We start from the raw sequence: 16,893 nt of genomic DNA on the forward strand, positions 1-16,893 counted from the left end.
TGGTGTCGTCAAGCGTCGCATGTCTGGGCAAAACAGCGGGTAGTCGGCAATATTCGGGGTGGCTGTCGTGAAGTTGCGTCAGGCTTTCCTGCTCTTGTCGCTGCTGCTGATCGGCATGCTGCTGCTGATCGGCGGCGTCACGCTGGCAGCCCTGTCTGCCTTCAAGGAGGCCAACGTCGTCGCCGACCAGCGCCAGACCTCGCTGACCCTGATGAACGACGTGCGCCTGGAGGTTGAATTGCTCAGCCGCCTGGTCAGCTCCTATGTCAGTACGGCCAATCCGCGCTACCTGATCTATTACTATGACATTCTCGGCATTCGGGAGGGGGCCAAGCCGCGCCCCCCCGACCAGCCGGGGGCTTACTGGGATCAGGTGCTGGCCGGCCTGCGCCCTTATCAGCCGCCGTCCGGCGGCGATGTGCTGCCGCTGATCAAACTGGCCGGCCAGCTCGGTTTCGATGCCCGGGAACAGGGAGCGGTCAGCCGTATTCTCGGTTTGGCCGAGCAGATGAAGCAGGTCGAGCAAATTGCCTTTGCCGCGACACAGGGGCTTTACGACCCGGTCAGCAAGGAATTCGTTTCGGAAAGCGAGCCGCAACGCGAGTTTGCCGCCAAGTTGCTGCATGAGCCGGATTACCTGCGCTTGCGGGCCGATCTGGTCGAGGCGGTGGAAGGGCTGGCGCAACTGGTCGATGGGCGCACCCAGCGCAATGTCGATAACGCAACGGAAAAGCTGGAGAGCCTGATCGTGACGGCGCTGGCGCTCTTGCTGGCGGCCGCCCTGTTGCTGCTGCTCAGTTACCGCTATTTGACGCGGCATCTGCTGGTGCCGCTGTTCGCCTTGCACCAGGCGGCCAGCGCCCTGGCCCACAAGTCCTACGGCGAGCGGGTTGGCAATGTGAACGGCTTCGTCGAAGTGCAAACGCTGGCGACCACGATGGATGGCATGGCGGCGGCGATCGAGGCCGATATCGAACAGCGCCAGGTGGTGCAGGAGGAACTGGCGCTGGCCCGGGCGCGGGCCGAAGTGGCGGCGGAGGCCAAGTCGATCTTTCTCGCCAACATGAGCCATGAAATCCGGACGCCGATGAACGCCATCCTCGGCATGGCCTACCTGGCCTTGCGCTCCGACTTGCAGCCGACACAGCGCAACTATGTCGCGAAGATCCACGATGCCGCCAAGTCCCTGCTCGGCATCCTCAATGACATTCTCGACTATTCGAAGATCGAGGCCGGCAAGGTCGTTCTCGAAAGCGAGTCCTTCGACCTGCAGTCGGTGGTCCAGAATGCCGTTTTCATGGTGCAGCAGCGCGCCCAGGACAAGCAACTGGAACTGATCCTCGATTACCGGATTTCCCACGGCAGTGCCTTCGTCGGCGATTCGCTGCGTCTCGGCCAGGTGTTGATCAACCTGCTGTCGAATGCGGTCAAGTTCACCGAGCACGGCCACGTCCGTCTCATCGTCAGCGACTGGGACAATGAAGATGGCAGCGCCGTGCTGCATTTTGCCGTCGAGGACACCGGGATCGGCATGAGCGTCGAGCAACAGGCGCGACTGTTCCAGGAGTTCAGCCAGGCCGACGGTTCGACGACCCGCAAATACGGCGGCACCGGACTCGGCCTGAGTATCTCGAAGCGTCTGGTCGAGGCCATGGGCGGGAATATTCGGGCCAAAAGCGAGGTCGACCGCGGGAGTCTGTTCGATTTTGCGATTCGCCTGCCGGTAGCGGCCTACGTCGCCCATGACGGCGGCAAGATCCGGCGCCGGCGTGCCCTGGTCGTCGATGACTATGCGCCGGCCCGCGACAGCATGGTCGAATTGCTGCGTCTGCTTGGCTGCCCGTTGGTCGATAGCGCCGCCGACGGTGCGGTGGCTCTCGCCTTGCTGGAAAGCGCGCTGGCCCGGAACCAGCCATATGACCTGTTATTGCTCGACTGGATGATGCCCGGCATGGGGGGCGCCGCCGTGCTCGAAGCCATGCGTGACCGGCAGTTGGCGCTACCGGAAAAGACCATCGTCGTCTCGGCACTGGATGTCGCTTTGCTGCGTGACCAGGCCGCCCAGCTCGGGGTCGGCGACGTGCTGCAAAAGCCGGCCCCGCCGAAAATCCTGTGTGAAGTGGCCAACAGTGCCCTGGGCGAGGGCTTGCTCCTGCCGTCGGCAGCCGGGACGCCGCAAAAGAACCTCGATGGCATGCGGGTGCTGGTGGTCGAGGACAACGAGATCAACCAGCAGGTGGCGGTCGAGATCCTCCATGCCTGGGGCGTCATCGTCGATCTGGCCAGGGATGGCCAGCAGGCACTGGATTTGTTGTTCAAGCAGCCGCCGGCGCATTACGACCTGGTCCTGATGGATCTGGAAATGCCGGTGCTGAACGGCTGCGAAGCAACCCGCCTGCTCCGCGCCAATGTACGTTATGGCGGGGTGCCGGTAGTCGCCATGACGGCGCATGCAGTGGGGGGAGAATTGCAGGCAGCGCTGGCGGCCGGCATGAATGGCCATATTTCCAAGCCCTTCGAGCCGGATGACTTGTTCGACGTGTTGTCGCGCCATCGTCGGGCGCTCGCTGATGAAGGTTTGCCGCCGCTGGCCGACAAGCCGCTGCTGGCTGAGAGCAGTGAGGATCAGCGCGTTCTTAATCATCTGGCGCGCTTGCCCGGGCTTGATGCCGGGCTGCTTTACCAGCGCTTTCCCGGGCGGGTCGGCTTCATCTGCCGCATGCTGCGGCGTTTTGCCAGCGAGCAGGGCAAGGTTGTCGCCGAGATCGAGTCCTTGCTCGCCGCCGGCGACCGGGCAACGGCGCAGCGCCTGGCGCATTCCGTCAAGGGCCTGGCCGGCAATCTGGCGATGAGCGAGATCCAGGAACGGGCCGCCCAACTGGAAGGACAAATCAAGGCCGGCGCGGCTGATATCGCGCCCGGCCTGCAGGCGCTTGATGCGGCCATCGCACCCTTGCTGAGCGGTCTGGCTGATTTGCCCGAAGCGCCGGCGCCGAGCGTGGCGAGCCCGCAGCCAAGCGATATCGCCCGCGTTGTCCGGCGCCTGCGGCGTTGCCTGATGGAGGGCGATGGCGAGGCGGAGGCCCTGTGGCTGGGCCATCAGGAAAACTTTGCCAGCTATTTCTCGCCGGTGGTTTGCAAACGCCTTGGCCGGGCGATCAGCGCCTGGGATTTTGATGACGCCCTGCGCGTGCTGGAGACGGCAGGGGTCGGAGGGGAAATTCAGTGAACGACGATCAGCGCAAGACCATCCTGGTCATTGACGACACACCATCGAATCTTAGTCTGATCAATCACCTGCTGCGTGATCAATATCGGGTGAAACTGGCCAACAGCGGCGCCCGAGGGCTGGAACTGGCCTTCGACCGTCCGCCCGATCTGGTGCTGCTCGACATCATGATGCCGGAGATGGACGGCTACGAAGTGATTCAGCAATTGAAGGCCAACCCGCTGACTACCCATATGCCGGTGATTTTTCTCACCGCGAAGATCGAGGCCGCCGATGAGGAACTGGGTTTTCAGTTGGGTGCGGTGGACTTCATCCACAAGCCGTTTTCGCCATCGATCATGCTTGCCCGGATCGGAGCGCATCTGCAGGTGCATGCTTGGCAGACCTTTCTCGAGGACAAGAGCGCCTGGCTGCAAAGCGAGGTGGAACGGCGGGTCAATGAGGTACTCAAGCTACAGGCCGGGGCGATCCGGGTCATGGTGTCGCTGGCCGAGTTCCGCGACGAATGTACCGGCAATCACATCCGGCGCACCCAGACTTACGTTCGCCGCTTGGCCGAGCACCTGTCGCGGCAGGCGCGCGACCGGGCTTTCCTGAATCCGGAGACCATCGACAGCATCGCCAAGGCCTCGCCGCTGCACGATATCGGCAAGATCGCCATTCCCGACAATATTTTGCTCAAGCCGGGCAAGCACACACCGGAAGAGTTCGAGATCATGAAGACGCATGCCATCAAAGGCGAAGGCATGTTGCAGCGGACGCGTCAGGAGCTTGGCGACGACAACCTGATGCTGCTCTACGCCAGCCAGATTGCCCGCAGCCATCATGAACGCTGGGATGGCGGCGGCTATCCGGATGGCCTGGTCGGCGAGGCAATTCCGCTACCGGCCCGGCTGATGGCGGTGGCCGATGTCTATGATGCCTTGCGTTCGCGTCGTCCCTACAAGGCGGCATTCAGTCACGAGGAAGCGGCGGCCATCATGCTCGATGGGCGCGGCAAACACTTCGACCCTTTGCTGATGGATGCTTTTTTGGCCTTACAGGATGAATTCGCCAGTATTGCCATTAAACTGGCGGACGAATAAATTTGTCATATCCTTCTGGGGTATTTTCGATATGAATCATCGATCATTGCTGACCGGCGTGCTGCCGTTTCTGGTGGCTTTCGCACAGCCGGTGCAGGCAGTCGATTTCAACTGGTCTGGCTTTGGCACCCTTGGTTACGTCGAATCGGACGAGTCGCGGAACTACCAGCGCTTCATCAACGATAGCGGCACCATCAAGCGCGACAGCGTTCTCGGCGGGCAGATGGACGTCAAGTTCGATCAGCATTGGGGGGCGACGGTCCAGGCCCGTCTGGCGCCGTCCGATCATTACGAGTCGCGTTGGCAGGCCGCGTTGACCTGGGCCTTTGTCTCGTGGCGGCCAAGCGATGACTGGCTGATCCGGCTCGGCAAGATTCGTCTGCCGCTGATGCTCAATACCGAAAATCTCGATGTCGGCGCCACCTTCGATCTGGCCCGCCTGCCGCAGGAGGTCTATTCCATATCCCCGATGACCGACGTTTGGGGCGTCAGTGTCAGCAAGAGCTGGCTGGCGGAAACGATGGAGTGGAATCTCGAGGCCTATACCGGTCGCGCCGACCCGTATTGGCGTTATTACGGCCGGGAGATCCGGGACGGCAATCCGACGCCGGGCAGCTGGTTCGTTCCCCTCGATGTCGCCAGTTCCGGCCTGGTCCTGACTGCCCGCGACATCGGCAATACCTTTCGGGTCGGCATCCACGAGGTCAATGCATCGCGCGTCGGAGCACAGTCCCAAAGCGAGATTCCCTATCGGCAGGTGACACCGAGTTTCGGTTTCTACGACATGTTGAGTGGCAGCAAGGTCGATAACCTGCGCATTCCCGTGCAGACGATGGCGGCCAGTATCAGCCTGCCGGCCGAGGTCAAGGTGACGGCCGAATATGCGCGCATGAAGGTCGATAGCGCCAGCGAGGGCCTGACCCGCTGGGGCGCCTACCTGGCCGTCTCGAAGCGGATCGGCGCGTGGACGCCTTATGTCTATTACGCCAAGACCAAATCAAGCGGTGGCGCCCTGGATCTGTACCAGGACATCGACGCTTCGGCCGAGCGCAACCGGCGCGGCAGTACGCTGTACAACTACCAGAAAATGCAGGCCGATATCGTGTCGCCCTATGACCAATGGACCGGCGCGCTCGGCACCTCGTTCCGCCTTACGCCGCGCAGCATCTTCAAGGCCGAGTGGGCGCATACCCAGACTGGAGTAGCGTCCAATTTCGTCGATGCACCGTCCGGCGGCAACAGCGGCGACATGCGTTTCAATATTTTCTCCCTCTCCTATAACTTCACTTTCTGAGAGGGTGATCATGCGCAGGAACCTGCTATTTCTGCTGCTGGTGCTGCTTGTCCCGTTCTCGGGGCAAGCTCAGGAAGCGCTTGTCATCATCGCGCATGGCAGTTTGCCGAAAACCGATTTGGCGACCGTGCAGCGCCTGTACACCGGGCGCATTTTGTCGATTGCCGACCAGCCAGCGGTGCCGATCAATCTGCCGCCCGGCAACCCGTTGCGCCAGCAGTTTCTAGAGGCTTACCTGGAGCAGAACGAGGAGCAATACACCGGTTACTGGCTGGTTCGTCGCTATGTCGGCAAGGGAACGCCGCCGCGTGAAATGGCCAGCGTCGAGGAAATATTGCGCTTCGTCGGGAGTACGCCGGGGGCCGTTGCGTACGTGCCGCAATCCAAAGTGCCGAAGGGGGCGAACGTCGTTTTCAAGCGTTAATGGTCAAATGATTTGGCTAGTATTTTTTCTTCAGAGTGGTAAGCTGAACCCGTGCTGAGGTTAGCAGCAAGCCCAGCAAGAAGTGGCAGTACCCGCTGCGTTGCAGGAGATTCTATGGCAGTTGTCGATGGAAAAAATCTTGAGATTACCGTGTAGTACTCCGTAACGGCGAAAAGCCGAAAACCTTGGCCTAATGTGTCTTGGTGCAGTAACCGAAGCCCATGCCCGAAACGCATGGGCTTCACGTTTTGAGGATTCCTGATGCAGATTCAGCGCCACGGCACGACCGGCCGTTTTTCCGATAGCGTTGTCCATAACGGCACCGTTTACCTTGTCGAAGTCGCCGCCAATCTCGACGGCGATGCCGCCGCCCAGACGGCCAATTTGCTGGCCAGTGTCGAGCGCTTGCTGGCCCAGGCCGGCAGCGACAAATCCCGCTTGCTGATGGTGACCATCTACCTCAGCGACATGGCCGACTACGACGCGATGAATGCGGTGTGGGATGCCTGGTTGCCGCCCGGTTGTGCGCCGGCGCGCGCCTGTCTGCAGGCGCGGCTGGCCAAGCCGGAATATCGCGTCGAAATGGTGTTGACCGCCGCCCTCGCTTAATCGGGAGTGGCGCTTTCGGCGCTGCAGTCGCAGCCTTCGCCGGCGGCGATCCAGCGTTTGATCAGTTTGCCGGTCAGAGCTTCGCCGGCGGCTGGCAGCCAGCCGAAGTAATGAGCGGGCCGGACGAGCAGGCCGCAGTGGTAGCGGGCGTGCTCGGCCGACCATTCAAGGGCCGGGCAAGGGCCTCGTTTTTGCCAAAAACGGAGGCGGGCCGCCGGGCAGGTTTCCAGCGCACAGCAGACGCCGCAGCCGTTGCAGGGCTGACCGGCGGCGGGTTTCGTCGGGGCGCTGCGGTGGAGGTATATGATCTGCTCGGACATGGGCCGTAATGAACCATGTTGGCGCCAATAGATCAAACGTCCAGTTCAACCCGAAGGAGATTCGTGATGAAGAAACTGCTGTCAGCCGTGATTGCTGCCGTCTTTGCCTTGGGCAGCCTGAGTGCCATTGCCTGTGGCGACAAGGCGAAAGACGAAAAACAGATGAGTACGCCTTCGAAGCCGAAGGTCTGAATTCGCTGCGTGCCGGGAAAAGGCAGCTGCGGCTGCCTTTTCTCCGTTTACGGCCGGGCCAGGAAGAGTTCGGGATCGACCGGCGTGTTGTTGAGGATGACCGCCCAGTGCAGGTGCGGGCCGGTGACGCGGCCGGTGGCGCCGACGGCGCCAAGCTGTTCGCCCTTTTTCACCGGTTGCCCCGGGCGGACGTCGATGCGCGAGAGGTGCATGTAGGCGCTGATCAGGCCCTGGCCGTGGTCGATGAAGACGGTGTTGCCATTGAAGAAATAGTCGCCGGTGTTGGCGACGATGCCATCGGCCGGTGTCCGGATCGGCGCACCGGTGCCGACCGCAACATCAAGTCCGGCATGCGGGTTGCGCGGCTGGCCGTTGAAGATGCGGCGCAGGCCGAAGCGTGAGGAGAGCGGGCCGCTCGCCGGCAGCAGAAAATCGGTGGCCGGGGCATGGCTGCTGAAGTGGCGCTTGACCGCTTCGGTGACTGCCTTTTCGCGCTCGATGCGGGCGAGGTCATCCGGATTGGGCTCGACCTTGCGCTTGTCCTTGATGGTCAGGCGCTGTTCCGGGTAATTCTTGATGCCGATGCTGACGGTTCTGATGCCGGCGGTCGACCCGCCGGAAACGGCAATTTCCATTTCGCCGGGCAGCGTGTCGAGCGGGATGCCGAGCAGCGCATACCAGCGGCCCTGGTCTTTGACTACGGCCAGCGGCTGTTCGCCCAGGCGGGCGCTGGGCGCCGGCTGGCTGGCCGGGCCGAGGTCGATGACGGCGATGCCGCCGGGCACCGGGGCGTGCCTAGGCAGGGCGACGGCAGTTCCCAGGTGGCCGAGGATGCCAAGGAAGAACAGGACTCTAAGCAGTTTCATCGGGCGACGCGGCTGGCCCACCACAAACGCAGGCGCAGCGCGAGTTCCGAGGTGTAGCCGAGGGTGACGAAAGCGACCTCGCCGGCCGGGTTGATGACGATGAAGGCCGGTACGCCCGGCAGGCCGTACTGGCGATGGATGGCGGCCTTGGGGTCAGGCAGCGTCGGCCAGTTGTAGCCGGCTTCGGCCATGATCCTCGCCACTTGCCCGGCCGGCCCGGACTGGATGGCAATGCTGGTTACCGGCCAGTCTTCGGCAATGGCCGTGACATTGCCGGCTGTCGTCTGGCAGATGGCGCACCAGTCGGCCCAGAAATAGAGCAGTACAGCCCGCCCGGGATGTTGGGCGCGCCAGGCGGCGAGGTCGAAAGGCGTGCCGTCGAGGCGTTGACCGGCGAACTGCGGTGCTGGGCCACGCGGCGTGGCGCGACCCTGCCAGAGCTGGACAGCGACATTGATGGCGATAGCGATGCCAAGCAGGAGCAGGCCTTCGACCAGCCAGCGGCGCCAGAGGGGCGGTTTGAGCGTCGCCGGAGGATTGGTGGGGTCGGGTTCCAACGGTGCTTACAGCTGCGCCGCCTTGAAGGTGTTGCACTGGGCCATGTCGCCGCTTTCGAACCCCTTCTTGAACCAGCGGACGCGCTGCGCGGAACTGCCGTGGGTGAAGCTCTCCGGCACGATGCGACCCTGCGCCTGCTGTTGCAGCCGGTCGTCGCCGATGGCTGAGGCGGCATTGAGGGCCGCTTCGAGGTCGCCGGGTTCGAGCACCTGCTTCATCGTGTCGGTGCGTTTGCCCCAGACGCCGGCCAGGCAATCGGCCTGCAGTTCCATGCGAACCGAGAGGGCATTGGCTTCGGCCTTGCCGACACGTTGCTGCGTCGTATGCACTTTTTCGGCGATGCCGAGCAGGTTCTGGACGTGGTGGCCGACTTCGTGGGCGATGACGTAGGCCTGGGCAAATTCGCCGGGCGCATGGAAACGCTCCTTAAGCTCGCGGTAGAAGGCGAGGTCGATATAAACCTTGCGGTCGCCGGGGCAGTAGAAGGGGCCCATCGCCGTCTGGCCGGTGCCGCAGGCGGTCGGCGTGGCGCCGGTGAACAGCACCAGTTTCGGCACTTCGTACTGGCGGCCGTTCTGACGGAAGGTGTCGGTCCATACATCTTCGGTCGAGGCCAGCACCTTGGAAACGAAACGGGCGCTTTCGTCGTTGGCCGGCGGCTTGTGGGCGGCTGGCGCGCTGTGCTGGGCGAGCGGCGTTTGTTCGATGAAGCCGAGCAGGGTCAGCGGGTTGATGCCGGTGAAATAGCTGACGACCAGCGCCAGGATGATGCCGCCGATGCCGACCCCGCCGCGCCCGATGCCACCCCCGCCGCCGCGGCGGTCTTCGACGTTGTCGCTGTCCCGGTAGTCATCGATGCGCATGGCGGTACTCCTTAGCGATAGCGGTTGATCGCGTCGCGGGTTTCAAGTGCTGCCTGGCGGGCAGCCGCGGCAAAGTTCTCGTCCCGGCCGGCATACAGGATGGCACGCGAGGAGTTGATCATCAAGCCGGTACCGTCGGCGGTGCGTCCGGCCTTGACGGTGGCCTCGATGTCGCCGCCCTGGGCGCCGATGCCGGGGACGAGCAGCGGCATGTCGCCGACGATTTCGCGCACGCGGGCAATCTCGGCCGGGAAGGTGGCGCCGACCACCAGGCTGATCTGGCCGGTGCTGTTCCAGGTTCTGGCCGACAGGCCGGCGACGCGCTCGTAGAGCTTTTCGCCGCCGACATCGAGAAACTGCAGGTCGGAGCCGCCGGCGTTCGAGGTCCGGCAGAGCAGGATGACGCCCTTGTCCGGGTAGGCCAGGTAGGGATCGACCGAATCGCGGCCCATGTAGGGGTTGACCGTGACGGCATCGGCCTGGAAGCGGCCGAAGGCTTCGACGGCGTACTGTTCGGCGGTGGAGCCGATGTCGCCGCGCTTGGCGTCGAGAATAACCGGGATGCCCGGGTGTTTTTCGTGGATGTGGGCGATCAGCGCTTCGAGCTGGTCTTCGGCACGGCGGGCGGCGAAGTAGGCAATCTGCGGCTTGAAGGAACAGACGAGATCGGCCGTCGCATCGACGATGGCGGCGCAGAACTCGAAGATGGCGTCGTCGCGGCCCTTGAGGTGGGCGGGGAACTTGGCCGGGTCGGGGTCGAGGCCGACGCAGAGCAGGGAGTTGTTTTTCTGCCAGGCAGCGGCGAGCATTTGGGTGAAGGTCATGCGGCGTCCTTTTTCAAATCAGACGGTAAATAGCGGGAAAACTTGTCGGGCAACAGGCAGGTCTGCAGGCTGCGCTGGGTGAACAGGAAACGGCCGTCGCAGACGAAGCCGAGTTCCTGCCAGTCGACTTCCTTGTTCAGCATCATCGTGCATTCGATCAGTTCGCGGCGCTGCATGCGCTGGTTGCGGGTGAACAGGGCGAGGATGGCGCCGTCGAAACTGTTGCAGTCGTGCAGGAAGAACGGTTCGGGCTTGCGCGTCCGGCCATTGACGTAGATGCGCGGGTGCAGGTTGATCGGGAAGGCTCTGCCCCACTGCCACCAGTTGCTTTCGTCGAAAGCTCGAACCCGGCGGCCGAGCAGTTCGGCCTTGTGCTTGTCGAGATGCGGGTGCTTGATGCCGTAGAGCATGCGCCGCGTCGCTCCGGTTTCGACCGTTTTCGAGCAGACGAATTCCATGTTGCCCTTGGCGTGGGCGAAGATGTGGTCGGCCCCGGAGACGGCGCCGACCTTGACCGTGAACACGTCGGCAAAGCGGACGCCGTAGTCATCGCGCAGGAACATCAGCTGTCCGTCGACCTCGGTGAAGCGCCGGCCATCGGCCATCTGGCGGTCCAGCCGGCCCTTTTCGAAGCGGAAGATGGCGCAGTTCGGCGTGTGTTCGTCGAAAACGCGGGTATCGCCGGTTTCGTAGAAATGCGTGATGCTGCCCTGTTCGTGCAGCCAGGCGTTCAGCTTCTTGGCGGCGGTCAGCTTGATGAATTCGCGCGGTACGATGAAGACCAGTTCGCCACCCGGCTTCAGGTGGCGGACGCACTTCTCGATGAAGAACAGGAAGAGGTTGCTGCGCCCATCGAAGAGGTCGGATTTCAGCTTTTTCCGGGTGTCCACCGCGACATCCTGAAAGCGGACGTAGGGCGGGTTGCCGACGATGCTGTCGAACTGCTCGCTGAGCGGGTAATCGAAGAAGTCGCGGATTTCGGCGCCTTCCGGCGCGACGCGGCGGTCGATCTCGATGCCGACGCAGTTCACCTGGCGTTCGCGCAGGGTGCGGAAAAACGCGCCGTCACCGGCCGAGGGTTCCAGCACCCGGCCCCGGTTCTGGCAGAGGTCGAGCATGAAATCCACCACCTTGGGCGGCGTGAAGACCTGGCCGAGCTGTGCGACGTTACGGGCCGACACGGAGTTAAAAGCCGCTGCCCGGCTGAGCGAGGTAAATCGTCTCTTCGGGGGTGGAAGGGCGGCCGAGGGCCGCGTTGCGGTGCGGGAAGCGCCCGAAGCGGGCGATCACGTCGTAATGGCGCTGCGCGTAGTCGAGATAGCCTTCGCAGCCGGCGTGTTCGGCAGCCAGCGCGGTGAACAGCGCCAGCGAACGCTGCTGGTCGGCGAGCGCTTCGCTGTGCTCGAAAGGCAGGTAGATGAACAGCTTTTCGACGGCGCTCAGGCCCTTGTCCCAGCCCTGGTCGAGGGCTCGTTCGGCCAGTTGCCGGGCCTGCGCATCGCCGGCGAAAGCCTGGGCCTCGCCGCGAAAGAGGTTGCGCGGAAACTGGTCGAGCAGGATGAGCAAGGCGAGCAGGCCTTGCGGCGAGTTCGCCCAGTCGGCCAACTGGCCGGCCAGCGCGGCCTCGACCGTCGCCAGAAATTGGCGGCGAATCTCGGCGTCGAAGGCGGCATCCTTGCGAAACCAGGCGGCGCGCGGTTGGCCGTGGCCGGCTTCGCCCGGCTGGCCGAACCAGAAAGCCAGGATGTCGGCCGCTGCAGCCAGAGCCATCAGGCGGCCTTGCCCCAGGAGTCCTTCAGCGTGACGGCACGGTTGAAGACCGGCTGGCCGTCCTTCGAATCGATCCGGTCGGCGATGAAATAGCCGTGGCGTTCAAACTGGAAGCGCTCTTCCGGCTTGGCATCCTTCAGGCAGGGTTCGAGCTGGGCGACGATGGTCTGCTTTGATTCCGGATTCAGGTCGTCGAGGAAGTCGCGCTCCTGTTCCGGCGCATCGCCTTCGCGGCGGGCGCCAGGGGCGGGCACCTTGAACAAGCGTTCAAACAGGCGGATCTCTGCCTGGTAGGCGTGAGCGGCGGAGACCCAGTGCAGGTTGCCCTTGACCTTGACGCTGTCGGCGCCCGGCGTGCCGGATTTGGTTTCGGGCAAATAATTGCAGTGCACCGCGATAACCTTCCCGTCGGCGTCCTTGTCGCAGCCGGTGCATTCGACGACGTAGCCGTAGCGCAAGCGGGCCATGTTGCCCGGGAACAGGCGGCGGAAGCCCTTGCTCGGCACTTCCATGAAGTCCTCGCCCTCGATCCACAGTTCGCGGCTGAACGGGATCGAACGCTGGCCGAGTTCCGGGTGCAGCGGGTGGTTGGGGGCGAAGCACTCCTCGACCTGGCCTTCCGGGTAGTTGTCGATGATCAGCTTGACCGGGTCGAGCACGGCGATGCGGCGCAGATCGGACTCATTCATCACTTCGCGCATGGCATCTTCGAACAGCACGTAGTCGATCAGCGAGTCGTTCTTGGTAACGCCAACGCGCTCCATGAACAGGCGGAAGCCGTCGGCCGAGTAGCCACGCCGGCGGGCGCCGACCAGGGTCGGCATACGCGGGTCGTCCCAGCCGTCGACGTGCTTCTCATCGACGAGCTGGATCAGCTTGCGTTTGCTCAAAACCACGTAGGTCAGATTGAGGCGTGAGAACTCGATCTGCTGCGGCAGCGGGCGCTGGAGTAGGCCGGCTTCGGCCAGGCGTTCGAGCAGCCAGTCGTAGAACGGCCGCTGATCCTCGAATTCCAGCGTGCAGATCGAATGCGTGATGTTTTCCAGCGCATCTTCGATCGGGTGGGCGAAGGTGTACATCGGATACACGCAGTACTTGTCGCCGGTGTTGTGGTGCGTCGCGTGGCGGATGCGGTAGATGGCCGGGTCGCGCAGGTTGATGTTGGGGGCCGCCATGTCGATTTTGGCGCGCAGGATGTGTTGACCGTCGGCGAACTCGCCGGCCTGCATGCGCTTGAAGAGATCGATGTTCTCGGCGACGGAACGGTCGCGGAAGGGAGAGTTCTTGCCGGGCTGGGTCAGCGTGCCGCGGTTGGCGCGCATTTCGTCGGCCGACTGGCTATCGACGTAGGCGTGGCCGGCGCTGATCAGCGCTTCGGCGCATTGCAGCATCCAGTCGAAGTAGTTGGAGGCGTAGTAGAGGTTGCTTTCGCCGTCCTTCTCCCAGGAGCAGCCGAGCCACTTGACGGCATCGATGATCGAGTCGACGTATTCCTGGTCTTCCTTCTCCGGATTGGTGTCGTCGAAACGCAGGTGGCAGCGGCCGCCGTACTGCTGGGCGAGGCCGAAGTTGAGCAGGATGGACTTGGCGTGGCCGAAGTGCAGGTAGCCGTTCGGCTCGGGCGGGAAGCGGGTGCGCAGCTTGGCGGCGTCGAGCGGGGCGGCGGCGTGATCGGCGGCGGTGCCGGGCTGGCCGGCCCAGTGGCGCTGGGCATGCTTGCCGGCGGCGAGGTCGGCTTCGACGATGTTGCGGATGAAATTGGCGGCGGGGGCGACTTCAGGTTTGTTGGGGCTGCTCACGGTGAAACCTCTGATTTCAATCACGCTATTTTAACCGGGGCCGGCCGGCAAACCGCTACAATTCCCCCATGACCGCCCTGCATAACCTCACCGCGCTCAATTTTCTCGCCATCGGCACCGGCGCCGCTCTCGGCGCCTGGTTGCGCTGGCTGCTCGGGCTGGCGCTGAACCCGCTGTTCATCGCCTTGCCGCTCGGTACGCTCGCCGCCAACGTCATCGGCGGTTACCTGATCGGCGTCGCCGTCGGCATCTTCCACCTCAATACGCATTTTCCGCTGGCCTTGAAGCTGTTCGCGATTACCGGCTTTCTCGGCGGCCTGACCACTTTCTCGACCTTTTCGGCCGAGGTCGTCGAGCGCCTGCTGGCCGGCCAGCCGGCTTTGGCGATCGGCCTCGCCTCCGTGCATCTGCTCGGCTCGCTGACGGCGACCTATCTCGGCCTGCTGGCGGTGGGCGCGACCCGCATCTGGTCCTGAGGCTGCAATCAAACTGCAATAAAAGCTTAAGAGAATGCCGTCTCCAATTTGATCATTGATGGAGATTGCCATGCGTTCCCTGATTCTTGCCGCCGCCACTGCCCTGACCCTGACTGCCTGTGCCAGCCAGGCCCCGGCGCCGCAGGCCGCCGCTACCCCGGCCAAGCCGGCCCCGCAGTGCTACTCGGGCGACCATGGCAAGTTCTTCGATGTCGGCGCCAAGGCGGCGATTTCCGGCGTCGATGTCGTCTGCGAAAAGACCAGTGATGGCAAGGCCGCCCAATGGATGGGCGCCAAGGCCAAGCACTAGACTGTTGTTCGCCCGGCCATGCAGAGCCACCCGCGCGGTGGCTTTTTTCATGGCGGCGCTGTCAGGCTGCCTGGCGCAGCAATTTCAGGCAGGCGACCGAGGCGGCCAGGTCGAGCGCCGAAAAGTCGTCGAAATTCTTCAGGCGCGGATTGGCGCCTTTTTCCAGCAGCAGCTTGACCAGATCCGGCTTGCTGTTCGACGCGACGTACATCAGGCAGCTGGCCCCGTTGCCGTTTTGCCGATCGAGGTCGATGCCGGCGGCGATCAGGCGTTCGATCAACGCGTGGCTGCCGTTGTAGCAGGCCAGCCACAGCGCGTTACAGCCGTCGGCGTTGGTGACGGCGATATCGACGCCGGCCGCCAGCAGTTCCTCGACGATATCGAGGCGGCCTTCCTTGGCGGCGCGCATCAGCGGCGTGAAGCGGCCGTCGGCTTGCGGGGCGGAGAGATTGTCCGGCGCAAAGCCGTGGTCGGCGAGAAAGGCGGCGAGTTGCGGGCTCATGCGGAATCCTTTTGGCGTTGGGGGTAGGGGGGGCCGGTTTCGATACGGGCGTCGGTGATCGGCGTGCCGACCGTGAAGTGATAAACGCTTTGCCAGCGGTTGCCGTTCAGACCGAAAGCCTGGTGCACCGGGTCGTCGAAAAAGCAGCCGATGCCGGTGCCGCGGACGCCGGCCGCTTCCGCCTCCAGATAGAGCACCTGGCCGACCAGGCCGGCTTCGCGCAGCAGGCTGCGGTAGCCGTAGCCGTCCGCCGTGGCGGCCTCAAAGTCGCCGAGCATGCCGAGCGAGAAGGCGCTGGTCGCCGCGATGTCCTGATGGCAGGACAGTGCGCGGGCCAGCCCTTGCAATTCCGGTAGGCCCAATGGGCAGAGTTGGACTAGGCCGAGGTGGGCCGGGCAATCGGCATCGAAGCTGGCGACCGGGCGGCGTTCGGCAAAGCGCTGGTCGACCTGGCCGAGCGCCGCCGGCAGTTCGACGGCAGCCGTCGGGCTGCGCGGCAGCAGGTAGAGCCCGCCGGGCAGGCCATCGACGCGCAGCACGAAAAGCAGCAGGTGGATTTGCGGCGGGTTTTCCTGTGCTGTGAATGGCACCTGCGGCCGGGGCAGCACGGCGTCGAGCATGCGGTAGAAGGCGGCTTTGGGCAGGCTGTACTTCGGGTCGAAGCGCTGGCCGCTGCGGCGCTGGCGGATGATCTCGGCGGCGCCGGCCGGGCTGGGGTGCGGGGCGAGCGGCGGCAGGGCGGGAAATTGGCCTTTTTCGGATGTCGACCGCGCCCCGCAGGAAGTCCCCTTGGGCGGCAGCGCACCGGAAATCCCCTCGACGGAGACGACTCGGCTGGCCTGGGCGACCTGGTCGATGGCCGGCCAGCGGTAGCCGGGCGCCGGGTCGATGCGGCTCGGCCGGCCGTGCCAGGTGGCGCCGGCCAGCCAGGCGGACAGCAGTTCGCCGGCCGGCGGCGAGGCGAGGCCGGGGGCGCGCAGGGCGAGCAGGATTTCCGGTTCCTCGTCTTCGGTAAAGGCGTAGCGCGAATCCGGGAAGTCGTCGAGGCGGTCGAGGCCGAAGCAATGGGCCAGCGTCGCGTTCGGCACGGCCAGTACTTCGACTTCCCAGCCGAGCAGCGCGGCGGCATAGGAGAGGGCAGCGACGGCATGGCCGACATCGAGCTGGCAGTAGCGGAAGGCGCGTTCGCCATATTTCCACGCTTCGCGCCACATGACGCTGGACAGGCCGACGGCCAGCCAGGCGGCGCCGGCATCATCCGGGCGCAGGGCGCGCCCTTCGAGAACATGATTTTCCGGATCGTAGTGATGCACGCCGTCGGCCAGGCCGGGCAGATGGGCGGCCAGGACATAGGCTTCGACCGGGTGCAGGTTGCCGGACGACGGATTGCAGCGCAGCGCCCAGCGGCTCGGTCCCCAGCTTTTCCAGGCCGAGATTCCGAAGGCCAGTTCGAGCACGGCGCCCAGGCTGTTCAGGTCGGCGGCGACCGGGTTTTCAGGCCTTTCCGGCAGTCGACCGTAGGGCCGCTCGAACTGGTCGGCACTGAGCGGCAGTTCAAGTTGCGGGGCGCCGGCGTAGTGGCGGAAGGGGGACGGCTGGGCGTCCCAGTCGAGCTGGCCGGGGCCTTCGGCATAGGCTTCGAAGCGGTGCTTGGTGCGGGCGTGGTAGGCGCGGACGACGGCGGCGTCGGGCGGCGGGTTTTGTGGGGTATCCGACATCGAAGGGGGCTTTCTGCTGTTTGGGGGTAATTGAGCAAGGCGTGTGCCCGTTAG

At 64.1% G+C, this 16,893-nt stretch carries 18 protein-coding genes; 8 read left to right on the plus strand and 10 right to left on the minus strand.

Features of this window, described 5'->3' with window-relative positions; genetic code table 11:
• Window positions 1-67 precede the first annotated feature (67 nt).
• The 5 genes from GH663_RS15230 (at window position 68) to GH663_RS15250 (ending at window position 6,641) form a co-directional block, all read left to right on the plus strand.
• Window positions 68-3,229, plus strand: coding sequence for a hybrid sensor histidine kinase/response regulator (locus GH663_RS15230; protein ID WP_153132565.1), 3,162 nt, complete (start codon window positions 68-70; stop codon window positions 3,227-3,229).
• Window positions 3,226-4,314 (plus strand): HD-GYP domain-containing protein, encoded by a 1,089-nt coding sequence (locus GH663_RS15235; RefSeq protein WP_153132566.1) that lies wholly within the window; start codon window positions 3,226-3,228, stop codon window positions 4,312-4,314. The genes GH663_RS15230 and GH663_RS15235 overlap by 4 nt, the downstream gene beginning before the upstream one ends.
• Window positions 4,315-4,345: 31 nt before the next feature.
• Window positions 4,346-5,608, plus strand: coding sequence for a hypothetical protein (locus GH663_RS15240; RefSeq protein WP_153132567.1), 1,263 nt, complete (start codon window positions 4,346-4,348; stop codon window positions 5,606-5,608).
• A 10-nt stretch (window positions 5,609-5,618) separates the two neighbouring features.
• On the plus strand, window positions 5,619-6,032 hold the full coding sequence (locus tag GH663_RS15245) for a type 2 periplasmic-binding domain-containing protein (RefSeq protein ID WP_153132568.1): 414 nt from the start codon (window positions 5,619-5,621) through the stop codon (window positions 6,030-6,032).
• A gap of 261 nt (window positions 6,033-6,293) precedes the next feature.
• On the plus strand, window positions 6,294-6,641 hold the full coding sequence (locus GH663_RS15250) for a RidA family protein (protein ID WP_153132569.1): 348 nt from the start codon (window positions 6,294-6,296) through the stop codon (window positions 6,639-6,641).
• Here the strand turns inward: GH663_RS15250 and GH663_RS15255 are convergent.
• The gene (locus GH663_RS15255) at window positions 6,638-6,961 is read right to left on the minus strand and encodes a hypothetical protein (RefSeq protein WP_153132570.1); all 324 of its coding nucleotides are present in this window, start codon (window positions 6,959-6,961) and stop codon (window positions 6,638-6,640) included. The genes GH663_RS15250 and GH663_RS15255 overlap by 4 nt on opposite strands.
• Window positions 6,962-7,027: 66 nt before the next feature.
• On the opposite strand from GH663_RS15255, the gene GH663_RS21385 reads away from it, so the two are divergent.
• Window positions 7,028-7,153, plus strand: a complete 126-nt coding sequence (locus GH663_RS21385) for a hypothetical protein (protein ID WP_276203676.1) — start codon at window positions 7,028-7,030, stop codon at window positions 7,151-7,153.
• 47 nt (window positions 7,154-7,200) lie between these two features.
• Here the strand turns inward: GH663_RS21385 and GH663_RS15260 are convergent, their stop codons facing one another.
• The 7 genes from GH663_RS15260 to GH663_RS15290 all read right to left on the minus strand — a co-directional run bounded on the left by GH663_RS15260 (window position 7,201) and on the right by GH663_RS15290 (window position 13,833).
• Window positions 7,201-8,019, minus strand: coding sequence for a peptidoglycan DD-metalloendopeptidase family protein (locus GH663_RS15260; RefSeq protein WP_153132571.1), 819 nt, complete (start codon window positions 8,017-8,019; stop codon window positions 7,201-7,203).
• The gene (locus GH663_RS15265) at window positions 8,016-8,576 is read right to left on the minus strand and encodes a protein disulfide oxidoreductase (RefSeq protein ID WP_153132572.1); all 561 of its coding nucleotides are present in this window, start codon (window positions 8,574-8,576) and stop codon (window positions 8,016-8,018) included. The genes GH663_RS15260 and GH663_RS15265 overlap by 4 nt, the downstream gene beginning before the upstream one ends.
• A gap of 6 nt (window positions 8,577-8,582) precedes the next feature.
• A complete protein-coding gene (ypfJ, locus tag GH663_RS15270) occupies window positions 8,583-9,440 on the minus strand; it encodes a KPN_02809 family neutral zinc metallopeptidase (protein ID WP_066882838.1) in 858 nt (285 codons plus the stop codon).
• Window positions 9,441-9,451: 11 nt separating this feature from the next.
• Complete coding sequence (pyrF, locus tag GH663_RS15275; protein WP_153132573.1) at window positions 9,452-10,264, minus strand: orotidine-5'-phosphate decarboxylase; 813 nt, start codon at window positions 10,262-10,264, stop codon at window positions 9,452-9,454.
• Window positions 10,261-11,382, minus strand: coding sequence for an Eco57I restriction-modification methylase domain-containing protein (locus GH663_RS15280; protein WP_211371174.1), 1,122 nt, complete (start codon window positions 11,380-11,382; stop codon window positions 10,261-10,263). The genes pyrF and GH663_RS15280 overlap by 4 nt, the downstream gene beginning before the upstream one ends.
• Before the next feature lie 67 nt (window positions 11,383-11,449).
• The gene (locus GH663_RS15285; protein ID WP_153132575.1) at window positions 11,450-12,034 is read right to left on the minus strand and encodes a DUF924 family protein; all 585 of its coding nucleotides are present in this window, start codon (window positions 12,032-12,034) and stop codon (window positions 11,450-11,452) included.
• Entirely contained in the window at window positions 12,034-13,833 is a 1,800-nt protein-coding gene (locus GH663_RS15290) for a glutamine--tRNA ligase/YqeY domain fusion protein (RefSeq protein WP_153132576.1), read from the minus strand. The genes GH663_RS15285 and GH663_RS15290 overlap by 1 nt, the downstream gene beginning before the upstream one ends.
• A gap of 68 nt (window positions 13,834-13,901) precedes the next feature.
• On the opposite strand from GH663_RS15290, the gene crcB reads away from it, so the two are divergent.
• Together crcB and GH663_RS15300 are read left to right on the plus strand one after the other, a co-directional pair.
• Window positions 13,902-14,309: a fluoride efflux transporter CrcB gene (gene crcB, locus GH663_RS15295; protein WP_066882833.1), complete on the plus strand. Its 408-nt coding sequence runs from the start codon at window positions 13,902-13,904 to the stop codon at window positions 14,307-14,309.
• Window positions 14,310-14,379: 70 nt separating this feature from the next.
• Complete coding sequence (locus GH663_RS15300; RefSeq protein ID WP_153132577.1) at window positions 14,380-14,619, plus strand: hypothetical protein; 240 nt, start codon at window positions 14,380-14,382, stop codon at window positions 14,617-14,619.
• A 61-nt stretch (window positions 14,620-14,680) separates the two neighbouring features.
• Here the strand turns inward: GH663_RS15300 and GH663_RS15305 are convergent, their stop codons facing one another.
• A complete protein-coding gene (locus GH663_RS15305; RefSeq protein WP_153132578.1) occupies window positions 14,681-15,121 on the minus strand; it encodes an ankyrin repeat domain-containing protein in 441 nt (146 codons plus the stop codon).
• Window positions 15,118-16,839 carry a nitroreductase family protein gene (locus GH663_RS15310; protein WP_153132579.1) on the minus strand — a complete coding sequence of 574 codons (1,722 nt, stop codon included), beginning with the start codon at window positions 16,837-16,839 and terminating at the stop codon, window positions 15,118-15,120. Before GH663_RS15310 ends, GH663_RS15305 begins: the two co-directional genes overlap by 4 nt.
• Window positions 16,840-16,893: the final 54 nt, after the last annotated feature.

It is taken from the genome of Dechloromonas hortensis (assembly GCF_009469765.1).
GTDB classification, from domain to species: Bacteria; Pseudomonadota; Gammaproteobacteria; order Burkholderiales; family Rhodocyclaceae; genus Azonexus; species Azonexus hortensis.